Annotated in this window: 16 protein-coding genes, 1 tRNA gene and 1 pseudogene; 17 read left to right on the forward strand and 1 reads right to left on the reverse strand. The window is 65.4% G+C overall.

The features are described from left to right. The 12 genes and pseudogenes from U742_RS22785 to rpoC all read left to right on the forward strand — a co-directional run. Positions 1 to 95: pseudogene (locus U742_RS22785) on the forward strand (elongation factor Tu); the annotation flags it as partial. A 100-nt stretch (positions 96 to 195) separates the two neighbouring features. Next, a tRNA-Trp gene (locus U742_RS0101890) sits at positions 196 to 272 on the forward strand. A 151-nt stretch (positions 273 to 423) separates the two neighbouring features. Further along, on the forward strand, positions 424 to 621 hold the full coding sequence (gene secE / locus U742_RS0101895; RefSeq protein ID WP_029349494.1) for a preprotein translocase subunit SecE: 198 nt from the start codon (positions 424 to 426) through the stop codon (positions 619 to 621). A gap of 14 nt (positions 622 to 635) precedes the next feature. After that, positions 636 to 1,166: a transcription termination/antitermination protein NusG gene (gene nusG / locus U742_RS0101900; RefSeq protein WP_029349496.1), complete on the forward strand. Its 531-nt coding sequence runs from the start codon at positions 636 to 638 to the stop codon at positions 1,164 to 1,166. Positions 1,167 to 1,349: 183 nt separating this feature from the next. Continuing rightward, on the forward strand, positions 1,350 to 1,952 hold the full coding sequence (locus tag U742_RS0101905; RefSeq protein WP_029349498.1) for a DJ-1/PfpI family protein: 603 nt from the start codon (positions 1,350 to 1,352) through the stop codon (positions 1,950 to 1,952). Between the two features lie 126 nt (positions 1,953 to 2,078). Continuing rightward, the gene (locus U742_RS0101910) at positions 2,079 to 2,450 is read left to right on the forward strand and encodes a ribbon-helix-helix domain-containing protein (RefSeq protein ID WP_029349500.1); all 372 of its coding nucleotides are present in this window, start codon (positions 2,079 to 2,081) and stop codon (positions 2,448 to 2,450) included. Positions 2,451 to 2,636: 186 nt separating this feature from the next. Beyond that, a complete protein-coding gene (gene rplK, locus U742_RS0101915; RefSeq protein ID WP_029349503.1) occupies positions 2,637 to 3,086 on the forward strand; it encodes a 50S ribosomal protein L11 in 450 nt (149 codons plus the stop codon). A gap of 4 nt (positions 3,087 to 3,090) precedes the next feature. Then, entirely contained in the window at positions 3,091 to 3,792 is a 702-nt protein-coding gene (rplA, locus tag U742_RS0101920; protein WP_029349505.1) for a 50S ribosomal protein L1, read from the forward strand. A gap of 451 nt (positions 3,793 to 4,243) precedes the next feature. Further along, positions 4,244 to 4,762 carry a 50S ribosomal protein L10 gene (gene rplJ / locus U742_RS0101925; protein WP_029349507.1) on the forward strand — a complete coding sequence of 173 codons (519 nt, stop codon included), beginning with the start codon at positions 4,244 to 4,246 and terminating at the stop codon, positions 4,760 to 4,762. A gap of 50 nt (positions 4,763 to 4,812) precedes the next feature. Next, on the forward strand, positions 4,813 to 5,193 hold the full coding sequence (rplL, locus tag U742_RS0101930) for a 50S ribosomal protein L7/L12 (protein WP_029349508.1): 381 nt from the start codon (positions 4,813 to 4,815) through the stop codon (positions 5,191 to 5,193). Between the two features lie 262 nt (positions 5,194 to 5,455). Further along, the gene (gene rpoB / locus U742_RS0101935) at positions 5,456 to 9,586 is read left to right on the forward strand and encodes a DNA-directed RNA polymerase subunit beta (RefSeq protein ID WP_029349509.1); all 4,131 of its coding nucleotides are present in this window, start codon (positions 5,456 to 5,458) and stop codon (positions 9,584 to 9,586) included. A gap of 128 nt (positions 9,587 to 9,714) precedes the next feature. Next, positions 9,715 to 13,902, forward strand: a complete 4,188-nt coding sequence (gene rpoC / locus U742_RS0101940; protein WP_029349510.1) for a DNA-directed RNA polymerase subunit beta' — start codon at positions 9,715 to 9,717, stop codon at positions 13,900 to 13,902. Positions 13,903 to 13,982: 80 nt separating this feature from the next. Here the strand turns inward: rpoC and U742_RS0101945 are convergent, their stop codons facing one another. Continuing rightward, positions 13,983 to 14,405 carry an organic hydroperoxide resistance protein gene (locus tag U742_RS0101945; protein WP_029349512.1) on the reverse strand — a complete coding sequence of 141 codons (423 nt, stop codon included), beginning with the start codon at positions 14,403 to 14,405 and terminating at the stop codon, positions 13,983 to 13,985. 198 nt (positions 14,406 to 14,603) lie between these two features. Between U742_RS0101945 and U742_RS0101950 the strand changes: the two genes are divergently transcribed. The 5 genes from U742_RS0101950 to U742_RS22790 form a co-directional block, all read left to right on the forward strand. Beyond that, the gene (locus U742_RS0101950; protein ID WP_051660778.1) at positions 14,604 to 15,101 is read left to right on the forward strand and encodes a MarR family winged helix-turn-helix transcriptional regulator; all 498 of its coding nucleotides are present in this window, start codon (positions 14,604 to 14,606) and stop codon (positions 15,099 to 15,101) included. A gap of 477 nt (positions 15,102 to 15,578) precedes the next feature. Then, positions 15,579 to 15,950: a 30S ribosomal protein S12 gene (gene rpsL / locus U742_RS0101955; protein ID WP_018390597.1), complete on the forward strand. Its 372-nt coding sequence runs from the start codon at positions 15,579 to 15,581 to the stop codon at positions 15,948 to 15,950. Positions 15,951 to 15,960: 10 nt separating this feature from the next. Continuing rightward, positions 15,961 to 16,431, forward strand: a complete 471-nt coding sequence (gene rpsG, locus U742_RS0101960) for a 30S ribosomal protein S7 (protein ID WP_029349518.1) — start codon at positions 15,961 to 15,963, stop codon at positions 16,429 to 16,431. A 27-nt stretch (positions 16,432 to 16,458) separates the two neighbouring features. Continuing rightward, positions 16,459 to 18,534: an elongation factor G gene (gene fusA / locus U742_RS0101965; RefSeq protein ID WP_029349520.1), complete on the forward strand. Its 2,076-nt coding sequence runs from the start codon at positions 16,459 to 16,461 to the stop codon at positions 18,532 to 18,534. A 51-nt stretch (positions 18,535 to 18,585) separates the two neighbouring features. Beyond that, a partial coding sequence (locus U742_RS22790; protein ID WP_244518008.1) for a GTP-binding protein occupies positions 18,586 to 18,681 on the forward strand: 96 nt, incomplete at its 3' end.

The raw sequence follows: 18,681 nt of genomic DNA on the forward strand, positions 1-18,681 counted from the left end.
TCGTGCCGATCGCGATGGAAGAGAAGCTGCGCTTCGCCATCCGCGAAGGCGGCCGCACCGTCGGCGCCGGCGTCGTCGCCGCCATCATCGAGTGATATCGCGAATTCGGCGGGCAGGCCTCGACGCCGGCCCGCCGACCGCTATATTGCCCCGCCCGACTCGCTGCGGCGGTCGGGCATTCGGGTGAAGGCCCGAAGGAGTGTAGCTCAACTGGTTAGAGCACCGGTCTCCAAAACCGGGGGTTGGGGGTTCGAGTCCCTCCACTCCTGCCACCCTTCCCTCACGGGGAGTTGGCGGGACGAGACTTCAAGCGTCCTTTGACGTCGCGGGCCGCGCAGGCTATACGCCCGCACTGCCTAATTGAATGAACAGAGGAAAGCGCGGGACATTATTCCCCCGCGCTAGAGGCGTTTCGAGACGAGCATGGCCAAGACGAACCCCGTCGAGTTCTTCCAGCAGGTCCGCGCGGAAGCGCGCAAGGTGACCTGGCCGACCCGTCGCGAGACGCTGATCACGACGGCCATGGTGTTCGTCATGGTGGTGGTGGCGTCGCTGTTCTTCCTGGTCGCCGACCAGATCCTGAGCTTCGTTGTCGCGCAGCTTCTGCAGATCGGTCGCTGAGGGAATTGAGGAACATGGCGAAGCGCTGGTACATCGTCCACGCCTATTCGAACTTCGAGAAGAAGGTCGCGGACTCGATCAAGGAGCAGGCCGCGCAGCGCGGGCTCACCGAGCTGTTCGAGCAGGTGCTGGTGCCGACCGAGAAGGTCGTCGAGGTGCGCCGCGGCCGCAAGGTCGACGCCGAGCGCAAGTTCTTCCCGGGCTATGTGCTGGTGAAGATGGACCTCACCGACGAGGCCTTCCATCTCATCAAGAACACCCCCAAGGTCACCGGCTTCCTCGGCGCCGACAACAAGCCGATGCCGATCGCCGAGAGCGAGGCGATGCGCATCCTGCAGCAGGTGCAGGAGGGCATCGAGCGCCCGAAGCCCTCGATCACCTTCGAGGTGGGCGAGACGGTGAAGGTGGCCGACGGCCCCTTCGCCTCGTTCAACGGCATCGTCGAGGAAGTCGACGACGCGCGCTCGCGCCTCAAGGTCGCGGTGTCGATCTTCGGCCGCGCGACGCCGGTCGAGCTCGAATTCGGGCAGGTCGAGAAGACCTGACCACTGCCGTTCCCCGCGATTGCGAAGCCTTCGGCAATCCCCGGTCATCGACCGGGGATTTTGCTTTGTTCGCAACGGGCGAGGGGGCGGCGCGCACTAACCCCGTAACACCCCCGTCTCCCGCCTCGGACTTATCCTTATCCGAGCGCCCGTCTGCGGCGGGTGGAAACGGGAGGACAAGCAATGAGCGGCAAGCGCATCCTGATGATCGTCGGCGACTTCGTCGAGGACTACGAGACCATGGTGCCATTCCAGGCACTCCTCGCGGTCGGCCACACCGTGCACGCCGTCTGCCCGGACAAGAAGGCGGGCGAGGCGGTCGCCACCTCGATCCATGATTTCGAGGGCCAGCAGACCTATTCGGAGAAGCGCGGCCACAATTTCGCGCTCAACGCGACCTTCGCCGAGGTCGACCCGGCGCGCTACGACGCGCTCGTCATCCCCGGCGGGCGGGCGCCGGAATATCTGCGCCTCAACGGGCGCGTGATCGAGATCGTCCGGCACTTCTTCGATGCCAACAAGCCGGTCGCTGCCATCTGCCACGGCCCGCAGATCCTCGCGGCAGCGGGTGTGCTGGAGGGGCGGACGTGCTCGGCCTATCCGGCGTGCAGCGCCGAGGTCAAGCTCGCCGGCGGCACCTATGCGGAGATCGCGATCGACGGCGCGACGACCGACGGCAACCTCGTCACGGCGCCGGCCTGGCCGGCGCATCCGGCGTGGATCGCCCAGTTCCTGACCGTGCTCGGCACCTCGATCAGCCATTCGACGCAGCGCCAGGCGGCCTGACGCGCCGAAACGGTCCGACCCCGCGCGAATCGCGGCCGCCCGTTTGTGATGGCGGGCGGCCTTCGCCCTTCGCGTTGTCTCGGCTATGATCGGCCTACCGGTCAGCGGGGCGGCAGGAGAACGCTCATGTGCAAGCTGTTCATCGACGCGGACCAGCGGCTTTGGCAGACGCGCCTGAAGTCGGTGCGCATGAGCGGCTATGCCACAAGCGTGCGGCTGGAGAACTTCTACTGGCGGGTGCTGGAGGAGATCGCCGGACGCGACGGCATGAGTCTGCCGCAACTGCTCGCCCGGCTGCATGAGGAACTGCTCCTCGCCCATGGCGAGGTCGAGAACTTCGCTTCCTTCCTGCGGGTGTGCTGCGGGCGCTATCTGACGCTGCAGCTCGAGGGCGACGTGCCGCGCGACCTCGCGACCTCGATCCGCAGCCTCGACGCGGACGCCATATTGGCGCGCGAGGCACGCCGGGGGCTTTCGCGACGCCGCGAATTGGTGTAACGGAGCCCCCTCGCTGCTCCACCGCGTGGTGCGGCGTCCCATACGCGGGAGGCATGACCGGTTCGCCAGCCGGTATTCAGACATGCCGCGACCGCGATCCCTAGAAGGCGCTGATCGGGAAAGCCATCCCGCATCGGCGTGTTCGGCGTTTCCGGCCGGCAAGCCGAGGCGCCGCAGGAGTTCACTATGGCGAAAAAGATTACCGGCTACGTGAAGTTGCAGGTGCCGGCCGGCTCCGCCAACCCGGCGCCGCCGATCGGCCCGGCTCTCGGCCAGCGCGGCCTGAACATCATGGAGTTCTGCAAGGCGTTCAACGCGCAGACCGCCCAGATGGAAAAGGGCATGCCGATCCCCGTCCTGATCACCGCGTATCAGGATCGCTCCTTCACCTTCGAGCTCAAGACCCCTCCGGTCTCCTACTTCCTGAAGAAGGCGGCGGGCCTCGAGACCAAGAAGAAGCCCGGCTCCGGCTCGAAGACCCCCGGCAAGGGCGGCTTCGTCGGCAAGATCTCGCAGGCGCAGATGCGCGAGATCGCCGAGAAGAAGATGAAGGATCTGAACTGCGACACCGTGGAAGCGGCCGTTCGCATGATCGAGGGCTCCGCCCGTTCCATGGGCCTCCAGGTGGTGGGTTGAGCTGATGGCTAAGATCGCAAAGCGTATCCGTGCGACCCGCGAGGGTATCGACCGCACCAAGCTCTACGGCCTCGACGAGGCGCTCGGCCTCGTGAAGCAGCGGGCCACGGCGAAGTTCGACGAGACCATCGAGGTCGCCATCAATCTCGGCGTCGATCCGCGTCACGCCGACCAGATGGTCCGCGGCGTCTGCAACCTGCCGAACGGCTCGGGCCGTACCGTCCGCGTCGCCGTGTTCGCGCGCGGCGCCAAGGCCGACGAGGCCAAGGCGGCGGGTGCCGACATCGTGGGCGCCGAGGACCTGCTGGAGATCGTGCAGGGCGGCACTATCGAGTTCGACCGCTGCATCGCGACCCCGGACCTGATGCCGCTGGTCGGCCGTCTCGGCAAGGTGCTCGGCCCGCGCGGCCTGATGCCGAACCCGAAGGTCGGTACCGTGACCATGGACGTGAAGGGTGCCGTCGAGGCCGCCAAGGGCGGCGCGGTGGAGTTCCGTGTCGAGAAGGCCGGTATCATCCATGCCGGCATCGGCAAGGCCTCCTTCCCGGTCGACAAGCTTGCCGAGAACATCCGCGCCTTCGCCGACGCGGTGGTCAAGGCCAAGCCGGCCGGCGCCAAGGGCACCTATGTGCAGCGCATTGCCGTCACCTCGACCATGGGTCCGGGCGTGAAGGTGGAGCCCGCGAGCGTCCTTACCGCCGGTTGACCGGTCGCGGCGGCGTGATCGGAACTATGTGGAAATGTCAAGCCCCCGATGCTATCAGGGGGCTGACAAATCACATGCGACCCTCTATATGGGCGGTTTCGCTCCGACTCGTGTCGGTGCGGAGCCGATGAATTTCGAAGCTTTCGTCCGCTAACCCGGACGAAGGGGCCGGTAGGGCTCGCCCTGCCGGCCTAAGTCCTGTCCGAGACTGCAGGTGCCGTGCCGCATGGCGCGACCTAATCCCAGCCGGGGCCTGCATAGACGGGGTACGACCGCGATCGAGGCGCGGCCTTGTGGCCGCTTCCTGGATTTCGGCTCGAACCAGCGCCTTGGCCGGATCTTCCGGGTCCCAGGGGGACAGGATGTTGAACGTCGTCCCGTCGCAAGACGGGCCGGCAAGGCGCAAACCGGCGGAACGGGCTCGCCCTTCCGCCACCGGAGAGCAAGAGAAGTGGATCGAGCGCAAAAAGAAGAGCTCGTCACGTCGCTGTCCGAGGTGTTCAAGAGCACCTCGGTGGTCGTCGTGGCCCACTATTCCGGTCTCACCGTCGCTCAGATGTCCAAGCTGCGTCAGCAGATGAAGGCGAGCGGCGCGACCGTGAAGGTGGCCAAGAACCGCCTCGCGAAGATCGCTCTCGAAGGATCGGACGTCGCACATGTCGGCTCCCTGCTGAAGGGCCCGACCATCATCGCTTATTCGAGCGATCCTGTTGCGGCGCCGAAGGTTGCCGTCGAGTTCGCCAAGACCAACGACAAGTTCGTGATTCTTGGCGGCGCGTTCGGCAAGACGGCCCTGAATGTGGACGGCGTGAAGGCTCTGGCCACCATGCCCTCCCTCGATGAACTGCGTGCGAAGCTGGTCGGCCTCATCCAGGCCCCGGCGACCAAGATCGCGCAGCTCACCACCGCGCCTGCTGCCAAGCTGGCCCGTGTGTTCGGGGCTTACAGCCGCGAGAACGAAGCCGCGTGAGGCTTTCCCGGTAAATCTGGTTCGAACCGAAATCCAAGGACTTAGACAAAATGGCTGATCTGTCGAAGCTCGTTGACGAGCTTTCCAACCTGACCGTCCTCGAGGCTGCCGAGCTCGCGAAGCTCCTCGAAGAGAAGTGGGGCGTCTCCGCCGCGGCCGCCGTGGCCGTTGCCGCCGCTCCGGGTGCCGGCGGCGCTGCCGCTCCGGCCGCCGAAGAGCAGACCGAGTTCACTGTCGTTCTTGCCGCCGCCGGCGACAAGAAGATCGAGGTGATCAAGGAAGTCCGCGCCATCACCGGGCTCGGCCTGAAGGAAGCCAAGGACCTCGTCGAGGCCGCTCCGAAGCCGATCAAGGAAGGCGTGTCCAAGGAAGAAGCCGAGAAGATCAAGGCCCAGGTCGAGAAGGCCGGCGCCAAGGTCGAGCTCAAGTGAGCTTCTAGAATTCGGGGCCGCCGGCACTGCCGGCGGCCTCTCGCTCCGTCGCGAGGCGGGGCAGGGTGAGCCTGACGGCTCCCCCGGCGACCTCCGATGGTTCCTTTTCGGGGTTGCCTGGCGAGCCGTCAGATGTCGGACCAGTCGAGGCCGCACCGCGTGAGTGGTCGGGTCGATCGCTGGCCGGTAATCATGCGGTTCCATGTGCCGGCGGCGGGGCATGGAATGCGCGGACGGATGTTCGGACGGAGCGAGGAGCGACATGGCGCAGACGTTCACCGGTCGTAAGCGGGTCCGCAAGTTCTTCGGCAAGATCCAGGAAGTGGCCGAGATGCCGAACCTCATCGAGGTTCAGAAGGCATCCTACGACCAGTTCCTGCAGATCGAGGAGCCGAAGGGCGGGCGCGCGGACGACGGCATTCAGGCGGTTTTCAAGTCCGTTTTCCCGATCTCGGATTTCTCGGGAGCGGCCATGCTCGAATTCGTACGCTACGAGTTCGAGCCGCCGAAATACGACGTCGATGAGTGCCGGCAGCGTGGCATGACCTTCGCGGCGCCCCTCAAGGTGACGCTGCGCCTCATCGTGTTCGATGTCGACCCGGATACCGGCTCCAAGTCCGTGAAGGACATCAAGGAGCAGGACGTCTACATGGGCGACATCCCGCTCATGACGATGAACGGCACCTTCATCGTCAACGGCACCGAGCGCGTCATCGTCTCGCAGATGCACCGCTCGCCGGGCGTGTTCTTCGATCATGACAAGGGCAAGACGCACTCCAGCGGAAAGCTGCTGTTCGCGGCCCGCATCATCCCGTATCGCGGTTCCTGGCTCGACATCGAGTTCGACGCCAAGGACATCGTCTATGCGCGCATCGACCGTCGCCGCAAGATCCCGGTGACGAGCCTGCTGTTCGCGCTCGGGCTGGCCGGCGAAGAGATCCTCAACACCTTCTACGACACCATCACCTTCACCCGCGCGAAGGACGGCTGGCGCATGCCGTTCGATCCCAAGCGCATGAAGGGCTACAAGGCGGTCGCCGACCTGATCGACGCCGACACCGGCGAGATCGTGGTCGAGGCCGGCAAGAAGGTCACCGTGCGCCAGGCGCGCCAGCTCGCCGAGAAGGGCCTCAAGGCCCTGAAGATCTCGGACGACGAGATGGTCGGCCAGTACATCGCCGAGGACCTCGTCAACCCGCACACCGGCGAGATTTACGTCGAGGCGGGCGAGGAGATCACCGAGAAGACGCTGAAGCTGCTCGGCGACACCGGCTATGACGAGGTGCCGGTGCTCGACATCGACCACGTCAATGTCGGCGCCTACATCCGCAACACGCTCGCCGTCGACAAGAACATGACGCGCGAGGACGCGCTGTTCGACATCTACCGCGTGATGCGTCCCGGCGAGCCGCCGACGCTGGATTCCGCGCAGGCGATGTTCCACTCGCTGTTCTTCGATTCCGAGCGCTACGACCTCTCCGCGGTCGGCCGCGTGAAGATGAACATGCGCCTCGATCTCGACTGCCCGGACACGGTGCGCGTGCTGCGCCGCGAGGACATCCTCGCGGTCATCAAGACGCTGGTCGAGCTGCGCGACGGCAAGGGCGAGATCGACGACATCGACCATCTCGGCAACCGGCGCGTGCGCTCGGTCGGCGAGCTGATGGAGAACCAGTACCGCGTCGGCCTGCTCCGCATGGAGCGCGCGATCAAGGAGCGGATGAGCTCCGTCGACATCGACACGGTGATGCCGCAGGACCTGATCAACGCCAAGCCGGTGGCGGCGGCGGTGCGCGAGTTCTTCGGCTCGTCCCAGCTCTCGCAGTTCATGGACCAGACCAACCCGCTGTCGGAGATCACCCACAAGCGCGGCCTCTCGGCGCTTGGCCCGGGTGGTCTGACGCGCGAGCGCGCCGGCTTCGAGGTGCGCGACGTGCACCCGACGCATTACGGCCGCATCTGCCCGATCGAGACGCCGGAAGGCCCGAACATCGGTCTGATCAATTCGCTGGCGACCTTCGCCCGCGTGAACAAGTACGGCTTCATCGAGACGCCGTACCGCCGCGTGCGCGACAGCCAGGTGCAGGACGAGGTGGTCTATCTCTCCGCCATGGAGGAGGGGAAGTACTACGTCGCTCAGGCGAACATCCCGCTCGACGCGGAAGGCCGCTTCACCGAGGACCTCGTCGTCTGCCGTCATGCCGGCGACGTGCTGCTGGTGACGCCGGACCGCGTCGACTTCATGGACGTGTCGCCGAAGCAGCTCGTCTCGGTCGCCGCCGCGCTCATCCCGTTCCTCGAGAACGACGACGCGAACCGCGCGCTGATGGGCTCGAACATGCAGCGTCAGGCGGTGCCGCTGGTGCGCGCCGACGCGCCGTTCGTCGGCACCGGCATGGAATCGGTGGTCGCCCGTGACTCGGGCGCGGCGATCGCCGCGCGCCGCACCGGCATCATCGACCAGGTGGACGCCACCCGTATCGTCATCCGCGCGACGGAAGAGAACGATCCGTCGAAGTCGGGCGTCGACATCTACCGGCTGCAGAAGTTCCAGCGTTCCAACCAGTCGACCTGCATCAACCAGCGTCCGCTGGTGCGCGTGGGCGACAAGGTGACGAAGGGCGACATCATTGCCGACGGTCCCTCGACCGATCTCGGCGATCTGGCGCTCGGCCGGAACATCCTCGTCGCCTTCATGCCGTGGAACGGCTACAACTTCGAGGACTCCATCCTCCTCTCCGAGAACATCTCGAAGGGCGACGTCTTCACGTCGATCCACATCGAGGAGTTCGAGGTGATGGCCCGCGACACCAAGCTCGGGCCGGAGGAGATCACGCGCGACATTCCGAACGTGTCGGAAGAGGCGCTGAAGAACCTCGACGAAGCCGGCATCGTCTATATCGGCGCCGAAGTGCAGGCGGGTGACATCCTCTGCGGCAAGATCACGCCGAAGGGCGAGAGCCCGATGACGCCGGAAGAGAAGCTGCTTCGCGCCATCTTCGGCGAGAAGGCGGCCGACGTGCGCGACACCTCGCTGCGCGTGCCCCCGGGCGTCACCGGCACGGTGGTCGAGGTCCGCGTGTTCAACCGCCACGGCGTCGACAAGGACGAGCGTGCCCAGGCGATCGAGCGCGAGGAGATCGAGCGCCTCGCCAAGGACCGCGACGACGAGCAGGCGATCCTCGACCGCAACGTCTTCGGGCGTCTCGCTGAGATGCTCGACGGCAAGGTCGGCGTCGCCGGTCCGAAGGGCTTCAAGAAGGACACCGCCCTGACCCGCTCGGTGCTGTCGGATTATCCGCGCAGCCAGTGGTGGCAGTTCGCGGTGGGCGACGACCAGCTCATGAGCGAGCTGGAGGCCATGCGCAACCAGTACGACGAGTCGAAGAAGCGCCTCGAGCAGCGCTTCCTCGACAAGGTCGAGAAGCTGCAGCGCGGCGACGAGCTGCCGCCCGGCGTGATGAAGATGGTCAAGGTCTTCATCGCGGTGAAGCGCAAGATCCAGCCCGGCGACAAGATGGCCGGCCGTCACGGCAACAAGGGCGTGGTCTCGCGCATCGTGCCGGTCGAGGACATGCCGTTCCTTGAGGACGGCACCCCGGTCGACATGGTGCTCAACCCGCTCGGCGTGCCGAGCCGCATGAATGTCGGCCAGATCCTCGAGACGCATCTCGGCTGGGCCTGCGCCGGTCTCGGCAGGATGATCGACCGTGCGGTGGAGGCCTACCGCGCGGCCAACGACATCGCGCCGCTGAAGGACGCCTTCGCCAAGGTCTACGGCAAGGACGAGACCGTCGCCTCGCTCGACGAGGAAGGTCTGGTCGAGCTCGGTAGCAACCTGCGGCGCGGCGTTCCGATCGCCACGCCGGTGTTCGACGGCGCCCGCGAGGCGGACATCGAGCACTTCCTGGAGATGGCCGGTCTCGACAAGTCGGCGCAGTCGACGCTGTTCGACGGACGCACCGGCGAGCAGTTCGATCGCAAAGTGACGGTGGGCTACATATATATGCTCAAGCTCCACCACCTGGTCGACGACAAGATCCATGCCCGCTCCATCGGGCCGTACTCGCTCGTCACCCAGCAGCCGCTGGGCGGCAAGGCGCAGTTCGGCGGCCAGCGCTTCGGCGAAATGGAGGTGTGGGCTCTGGAAGCCTACGGCGCGGCCTACACGCTGCAGGAGATGCTCACCGTGAAGTCGGACGACGTGGCCGGCCGCACCAAGGTCTATGAGGCGATCGTCCGTGGTGACGACAGCTTCGAGGCCGGCATTCCCGAGAGCTTCAACGTTCTCGTGAAGGAGATGCGGTCGCTCGGCCTCAATGTCGAGCTGATGAACTCGAAGACCCGGACCGCGGTGCCCGGCGCCGGCGAAAGCCTGCCGGCGGCCGAATAGCGGCTTCCCTCAAGGCGCGGATGCCTCGCGGCGTCCGCGCCTGACGACCTGCGCGACACGAGACGGATATTCAGCGACACGCGCGGCCCATGGCGGTGGGCACCGTGTCCGAGCCGAAGGAGACGGCGATGAATCAAGAGGTGATGAATCTCTTCAATACGGCGGCTCCGGCGCCCACGTTCGATCAGATCAAGATCTCGATCGCGAGCCCGGAGAAGATCCTGTCGTGGTCGTTCGGTGAGATCAAGAAGCCGGAGACCATCAACTACCGGACCTTCAAGCCCGAGCGCGACGGCCTGTTCTGCGCGCGCATCTTCGGCCCGATCAAGGACTACGAGTGCTTGTGCGGTAAGTACAAGCGCATGAAGTACAAGGGCATCATCTGCGAGAAGTGCGGCGTCGAGGTCACCCTCTCGCGCGTGCGCCGTGAGCGCATGGGCCATATCGAGCTCGCCGCGCCGGTCGCGCACATCTGGTTCCTGAAGTCGCTGCCGAGCCGCATCGGCCTGCTGCTCGACATGACGCTCAAGGACCTCGAGCGTATCCTGTACTTCGAGTACTACTGCGTCATCGAGCCGGGCCTCACCCCGCTGAAGGAGCGTCAGCTCCTCTCGGAGGAGGACTATCTGCGTGCTCAGGAGGAATATGGCGAGGACAGCTTCACCGCGCTGATCGGCGCCGAGGCGATCCGCGAGCTGCTCAAGGGCATGGACCTCGAGCAGATCGCCGCCAACCTGCGCAAGGAGATCGCCGAGTCCACCACCGAGCTGAAGCCGAAGAAGCTCGCCAAGCGGCTCAAGATCGTCGAGGCCTTCCAGCTCTCCGGCAACAAGCCGGAGTGGATGATCCTGACGCATGTCCCGGTGATCCCGCCGGACCTGCGCCCGCTGGTGCCGCTCGACGGCGGCCGCTTCGCGACCTCCGACCTGAACGACCTCTACCGCCGCGTCATCAACCGAAACAACCGCCTGAAGCGGCTGATCGAGCTGAAGGCGCCGGACATCATCATCCGCAACGAGAAGCGCATGCTTCAGGAAGCGGTCGATGCGCTGTTCGACAACGGCCGCCGCGGCCGCGTCATCACGGGCGCCAACAAGCGCCCGCTGAAGTCGCTCGCCGACATGCTGAAGGGCAAGCAGGGCCGGTTCCGTCAGAACCTGCTCGGCAAGCGCGTCGACTATTCCGGCCGTTCGGTGATCGTGGTCGGTCCCGAGCTGAAGCTGCACCAGTGCGGCCTGCCGAAGAAGATGGCGCTGGAGCTGTTCAAGCCCTTCATCTATTCGCGCCTTGACGCGAAGGGCCTGTCCGCCACCGTGAAGCAGGCGAAGAAGCTGGTCGAGAAGGAACGTCCCGAGGTGTGGGACATCCTCGACGAGGTGATACGCGAGCATCCGGTGATGCTGAACCGCGCCCCGACGCTGCATCGCCTGGGCATCCAGGCGTTCGAGCCGGTGCTGATCGAGGGCAAGGCGATCCAGCTTCACCCGCTGGTCTGCGCCGCCTTCAACGCGGACTTCGACGGCGACCAGATGGCGGTGCACGTGCCGCTGTCCATCGAGGCGCAGCTCGAAGCGCGCGTCTTGATGATGTCGACCAACAACATCCTGCACCCGGCCAATGGTCAGCCGATCATCGTGCCGTCGCAGGACATCGTGCTCGGCCTCTACTACCTGACCATGATGCGCGACAACGAGCCCGGCCAGGGCATGGCGTTCGCCAACATGGGCGAGATCGACCACGCGCTCGGCGCCAAGGCCATCACCCTGCACACCAAGGTGAAGGGCCGCTATATCGGCGTCGACGAGAACGGCAACCCGGTCGCCAAGATCTACGAGACCACGCCGGGCCGCATGAAGCTCGGCGAGCTGCTGCCGAAGACCGCCAAGACCCCCTTCGACGTCGTCAACAAGCTGATGACGAAGAAGGAGATCTCCAACATGATCGATACCGTCTACCGCCACTGCGGTCAGAAGGAGACGGTGATCTTCTGCGACCGGATCATGTCGCTGGGCTTCCACAACGCCTTCCGCGCCGGCATCTCCTTCGGCAAGGACGACATGGTGGTGCCGGCCAAGAAGTGGGACATGGTCGAGGAGACCCGCACGCTCACCAAGGAATACGAGCAGCAGTACAATGACGGCCTGATCACCCAGGGCGAGAAGTACAACAAGGTCGTCGATGCGTGGGGCAAGTGCACCGACCGCATCGCCGACGAGATGATGCGCGAAATCTCCTCGGTGAAGAAGGATCCGCTGACCGGCCGCGACAGGCCGATCAACTCGATCTACATGATGGCGCACTCCGGTGCGCGTGGTTCGCCGGCCCAGATGCGCCAGCTTGCCGCCATGCGCGGCCTGATGGCCAAGCCGTCGGGCGAGATCATCGAGAGCCCGATCATCTCGAACTTCAAGGAAGGCCTGTCGGTGCTCGAGTACTTCAACTCGACGCACGGCGCCCGCAAGGGCCTCGCCGACACCGCCCTGAAGACCGCGAACTCGGGCTACCTGACCCGTCGCCTCGTCGACGTGGCGCAGGACAGCATCATCACGACCGTCGACTGCGGCACGACGAACGGCATCGGCATGCGGGCGATCATCGACGCCGGCCAGGTCGTCGCCTCGCTTGGCTCGCGGGTGCTCGGCCGTACCGCGGCCGAGGACGTGGTGGAGTTGTCGACCGGCAAGGTCATCGTCCCGACCGGGCGCATGATCGAGGAACCCGACGTCGAGCGCATCACCAAGGCCGGCATCCAGCAGATCAAGATCCGCTCGGTGCTGACCTGCGAGGCCAAGAACGGGGTGTGCGCGACCTGCTACGGTCGCGACCTCGCGCGCGGCACGCCGGTGAACATGGGCGAGGCGGTCGGCGTCATCGCGGCGCAGTCGATCGGCGAGCCGGGCACCCAGCTCACCATGCGCACCTTCCATATCGGTGGCGCGGCGACGCTGGCGGACTCCTCCTTCGTCGAATCCAACTTCGAAGGGACGGTCCGCATCCGCAACCGCAACGCCGCCCGCAACTCGGAAGGCGAGCTGATCGCGATGAGCCGCAACCTCTCCGTGGTGATCGTCGATCACGACGGGACGGAGCGCGCGGTGCACCGCATCCAGTTCGGCGCCAAGCTGAAGGTGGACGAGGGCGACGCGATCAAGCGCGGCCAGCGCATCGCCGAGTGGGACCCCTATACCCGCCCGATCCTCACCGAGGTCGACGGCATCGTCGGCTTCGAGGACATGGTGGAAGGGGCCTCCATGAGCGAGACGGTCGACGAATCGACCGGTATCGCCAAGCGCGTGGTCACCGACTGGCGCACCGGCCGCGGCACCGAGCTGCGCCCGGCGATGGTGGTCAAGCTGGCCGACGGCAAGCTCGCCAAGCTGCCGCGCGGCGGCGACGCCCGCTACGCGCTGCCGGTGGACGCGATCATCTCGGTCGATCCGGGTGGAACCGTGAAGGCCGGCGACGTGCTCGCCCGCGTGCCGATGGAAAGCGCCAAGACGCGCGACATCACCGGCGGTCTGCCGCGGGTGGCGGAGCTGTTCGAGGCTCGGCGGCCGAAGGATGCGGCGATCATCGCCGAGATCGCCGGCACCATCCGCTTCGGCAAGGACTACAAGAACAAGCGCCGCGTCTCCATCGAGCCGCAGGACGCCAATGACGATACGGTCGAGTACCTGATCCCGAAGGGCAAGCACATCCATCTGCAGGATGGCGACCTCGTCGAGAAGGGCGACTTCATCGTCGACGGCAACCCGGCGCCGCACGACATCCTGGCGATCAAGGGCGTCGAGGAACTCGCCGCCTATCTGGTCAACGAGATCCAGGAGGTCTACCGGCTGCAGGGCGTGCTCATCAACGACAAGCACATCGAGGTGATCGTCCGCCAGATGCTGCAGAAGGTCGAGATCGACGACGCCGGCGACAGCGATCTGCTCACCAACGAGCAGGTCGATGCCTCCGAGCTCGACGAGATCAACGAGGTGCTCATCGCGGAGGGCAAGAAGCCCGCCTCGGGTCACCCGGTCCTGCTGGGCATCACCAAGGCGAGCCTGCAGACGCGCTCCTTCATCTCCGCCGCCTCTTTCCAGGAGACGACGCGGGTGCTGACGGAAGCCGCGGTCAACGGCAAGTCCGACGATCTCGGCGGCCTGAAGGAGAACGTCATCGTCGGCCGGCTCATCCCGGCCGGCACCGGCGCCCAGATGGCCAAGCTGCGTGTCACGGCGACCACCCGCGACGAGCTCATCCTCGCCCAGAACGAGCAGGATGCCGTCACCGATGCGCCGCAGATCGAGGGGCCGGCCGCGGCGGAGTGATCCGACCGGCCATCTCCGGCATAAATGAAGAAGGGCCGCTCCTCCGGGAGCGGCCCTTTTTGCGTCGTGTGTCCGAAATGTCAGGCGACGGTCAGGCGCACGTCGAGATTGCCGCGCGTCGCGTGGGAGTAGGGGCAGACGACATGGGCGCGGGCGACGAGGTCTTCGGCGACTGCACGCTCGATGCCGGGCAGCGAGATGGTCAGCGCGACATCGAGACCGAAGCCGGCGCCGTCGTCGCGCGGGCCGATGCCGACATCGGCGGTCACCGTGCTGTCCTCGGACACCTTGATTTTCTGCTGGCTGGCGACGAATTTCACCGCGCCGAGAAAGCAGGCCGAATAGCCGACGGCAAAGAGCTGCTCGGGATTGTTGCCCGTGCCACCCGGCCCGCCGAGCTCCTTCGGGGTGACGAGATCGACCTTCAGCGCCCCGTCATAGGTGGCGGAGGAGCCGGTGCGGCCGCCGGTTGCGGTGGCTTGGGTCTTGTAGAGAACCTTCATCGTTCGAATTCCTTCTGTGGCGGGGTGATCGCGGATTAAGCTCTATATCGCGATAAAATATCGCGCACGATATAAATCCGTATACGGACCTCGTTAGGGATTGTCCAGATAAAATTTATCGCGATAAGAATTATCTCGTGAATGATCGAGCCGCGGCGGCGTGGCCGCGAGCGGCATTCGGCAGCCGGGAGAATGATGATGACGCAGCAGGCGGACGAGGTGCTCAGGCTGGAGAACCAGTTCTGCTTCGCGCTCTATTCGGCGACCCATGCGGTGATGCGCAGCTATCGCCCGCTGCTCGATCCGCTCGGTCTCACCTATCCGCAATATCTCGTGATGCTGCAGCTCTGGGGGGAGGGGGAGCAGACGGTGGGCGGTCTCGCTGACCGCATGTTCCTCGACCCCAGCACGCTGACGCCGCTGCTGAAGCGTCTGGAGGGCATGGGCCTGGTCGAGCGTCGCCGCAATCCGCAGAACGAACGCCAGCTCTTCGTCCGCGCGACCGAAGCGGGAAGCGCTCTCAAGGAGAAGGCGAGGGCGATTCCCGCAGCCCTGCTCTGCAATTCGGGGCGCGATCTGTCCGATCTGCTGCGCCTGCGCGACGACCTGAAGGAGATTCGCGGCGCCTTCGATGCGGCGCGCCGGCCGGAGGGAGAATCGTCCGAGGCGGCCGGTGGGTCACCGGGGCCGGTCTGACCGGGGTACGCCGGCGAAATCGGGTTCGTTAATTGCGTGGCGGGCGGGCCGGACGAAATCTAACATCTGCAACGCCCCGCAAACCCCCGGCAATGCGGTTCGGGGTTGACTTCCATCGACTCGGCGCGTAGAAGGCCCGGACTTTCGCGGCAGGCGGTCGGTGTTGCCGTGTTCGGACGCCTTGTCTGGACAGAGAACTCCGAGACGCTGCCGGGACATACGCATGACCTATCAGGCGCAAGATCGCGCCGGCGGGGGCCGACAGGCTCTCGGCGCGATCCTCTGAACGTGCAGCGCCCTCGGCCGGGATTCGGCCGGCGGCGCGTTTTTCGTTCGCAGGCAGCCAAGATGATAGCGCCGGCTCGACCGGCGGTCACGCGTCACGTTCCGAACCGTCGAGAGAGGAATGCGGTTGCGGCCGCGGAAATGGGTTAGCGCCGGGCATCGTGCCCTGAGCGCAAGCGAAGGCGAGAAGTCGTGCCGACGATCAACCAACTGATCCGCAAGCCGCGGGAAGCCCAGAAGGCCCGGAACAAGGTTCCGGCGCTGCAGGCCAGCCCGCAGAAGCGTGGTGTTTGCACCCGCGTCTACACCACGACCCCGAAGAAGCCGAACTCGGCGCTTCGTAAGGTCGCCAAGGTTCGTCTGACCAATGGCTATGAGGTCATCGGTTACATCCCTGGCGAAGGTCACAACCTTCAGGAGCACTCCGTGGTCATGATCCGCGGCGGCCGCGTGAAGGACCTTCCGGGCGTGCGCTACCACATCCTGCGCGGCGTGCTCGACACCCAGGGCGTCAAGAATCGTAAGCAGCGCCGTTCGAAGTACGGCGCCAAGCGGCCGAAGTGAGGATTTAACGATGTCCCGTCGCCACCGCGCAGAGCGTCGCGAAGTCACCCCCGATCCGAAGTTCGGGAGCGAAGTGCTGAGCCGCTTCATGAACGCCGTTATGTATGACGGCAAGAAGTCGGTCGCCGAGCAGATCGTCTACGGCGCGCTCGACGTCGTCGAGTCGCGCACCAAGTCCGAGCCGCTCGGCGTGTTCACGCAGGCGCTCGACAATGTGAGCCCGTCGATCGAGGTGCGTTCGCGCCGCGTCGGTGGCGCCACCTACCAGGTGCCGGTCGAGGTTCGCCCCGAGCGCCGTCAGGCGCTGGCGATCCGCTGGCTGATCATCGCCGCCCGCGCCCGCAACGAGAAGACCATGGTGGAGCGTCTCTCCGGCGAACTGCTGGACGCTTCGAACAACCGCGGCACCGCCGTGAAGAAGCGCGAAGACACGCACCGCATGGCGGAGGCGAACCGCGCCTTCTCGCACTATCGCTGGTGATGACGAGAGCCGGGACGAGGATCTGATATGTCGCGCACCCACGCCATCGAGGACTACCGCAACTTCGGCATCATGGCCCACATTGATGCCGGCAAGACCACGACCACCGAGCGGATCCTCTATTACACCGGCAAGAGCCACAAGATCGGCGAAGTCCATGACGGCGCTGCCACCATGGACTGGATGACCCAGGAGCAGGAGCGCGGCATCACCATCACGTCCGCCGCGACGACCGCTTTCTGGCACGGCAAGCGCCTGAACATCATCGACACCCCCGGCCACGTGGACTTCACCATCGAGGTGGAGCGCTCGCTCCGCGTGCTCGATGGCGCCGTGTGCGTGCTCGACGGCAATCAGGGCGTCGAGCCGCAGACCGAGACCGTGTGGCGTCAGGCCGACAAGTACAACGTTCCGCGCATCGTGTTCGTCAACAAGATGGACAAGACCGGCGCCGACTTCTTCCGCTGCGTCGAGATGATCATCGACCGGGTGGACGGCAAGCCGGTGTGCTGTCAGCTCCCGATCGGTTCCGAGAACAACTTCAAGGGCGTGATCGACCTCGTCCGCATGAAGGCGGTCGTCTGGGACAACGAGGAACTCGGCGCGAAATATCACGACGAGGAGATTCCGGCCGACCTCGCCGACAAGGCCGCCGAATATCGCGGCAAGCTGATCGAGGCCGCCGTCGAGCTCGATGACGACGCGCTGACCAACTACCTCGAAGGCATCGAGCCGGACGAGGAGACGCTGAAGAAGCTGATCCGTAAGGCGGTGATCGGCCGTGTCTTCAACCCGGTGTTCTGCGGCTCGGCCTTCAAGAACAAGGGCGTGCAGCCGCTGCTCGACGCCGTGTGCGACTATCTGCCGTCGCCGATTGACCGCGGCGCGATCAAGGGCATCGACTTCAACACCGAGGAAGAGACCGACCGCAAGCCGTCGGACTCCGATCCGCTGTCGGTCCTCGCCTTCAAGATCATGGACGACCCCTTCGTCGGCACCATCACCTTCTGCCGCATCTATTCGGGCAAGCTCGAGACCGGCATGGGTCTCCTGAACTCGACCCGCGACAAGAAGGAGCGCGTCGGGCGCATGCTGCTGATGCATGCGAACAACCGCGAGGACATCAAGGAAGCCTATGCCGGCGACATCGTCGCGCTGGCCGGCCTGAAGGAAGTGCGCACCGGCGACACGCTGTGCGACCCCGCCAAGCCGGTGATCCTCGAGAAGATGGAATTCCCCGAGCCGGTCATCGAGATCGCGATCGAGCCGAAGTCCAAGGCCGACCAGGAGAAGCTTGGTCTGGCGCTGGCGAAGCTCGCCGCCGAGGACCCGTCCTTCCGCGTGTCGACCGATCACGAGAGCGGCCAGACCATCCTGAAGGGCATGGGCGAACTGCATCTCGACATCAAGGTCGACATCCTGAAGCGGACCTACAAGGTCGACGCCAATATCGGCGCGCCGCAGGTGGCCTATCGCGAGACGATCACCCGCAAGACCGAGGTGGACTACACTCACAAGAAGCAGACCGGCGGTACCGGCCAGTTCGCGCGGGTGAAGTTCATCGTCGAGCCGAACGAGGTCGGCAAGGGCTTCGCGTTCGAGAGCAAGATCATCGGCGGCGCGGTGCCGAAGGAATACATCCCCGGCGTCACCAAGGGCCTGGAGAGCGTGCTGGGTTCCGGCGTGCTGGCGGGCTTCCCGGTGGTGGACGTGAAGGTCGAGCTGATCGACGGCGCCTATCACGAGGTGGACTCCTCGGCGCTGGCCTTCGAGATCGCGTCGCGTGCGGCGTTCCGCGAGGCCCTGCAGAAGGGCAGCCCGGTGCTGCTGGAGCCGATCATGAAGGTCGAGGTGGTCACCCCTGAGGACTACACGGGCTCGGTGATCGGCGACCTGAACTCGCGGCGCGGCCAGATCCAGGGCCAGGACATGCGCGGCAATGCCAACGTGATCAACGCGATGGTGCCGCTCGCCAACATGTTCGGCTACGTCAACACCCTGCGCTCCTTCAGCCAGGGCCGCGCCACCTTCACCATGCAGTTCGACCACTACGAACAGGTGCCGTCGAACGTCGCTCAGGAAGTTCAGGCGAAGTACGCCTGAGCATCCAGCGATCACGTTTAACCATTTCGACTACGACCGACGGAGAGACCCGTGGCCAAAGAGAAGTTTAACCGTTCGAAGCCGCACTGCAACATTGGGACGATTGGGCATGTTGACCATGGCAAGACGTCCCTGACGGCGGCGATC

The sequence above is a fragment of the Allobosea sp. 117 genome (assembly GCF_000702305.1).
Lineage (GTDB): Bacteria > Pseudomonadota > Alphaproteobacteria > Rhizobiales > Xanthobacteraceae > Ancylobacter.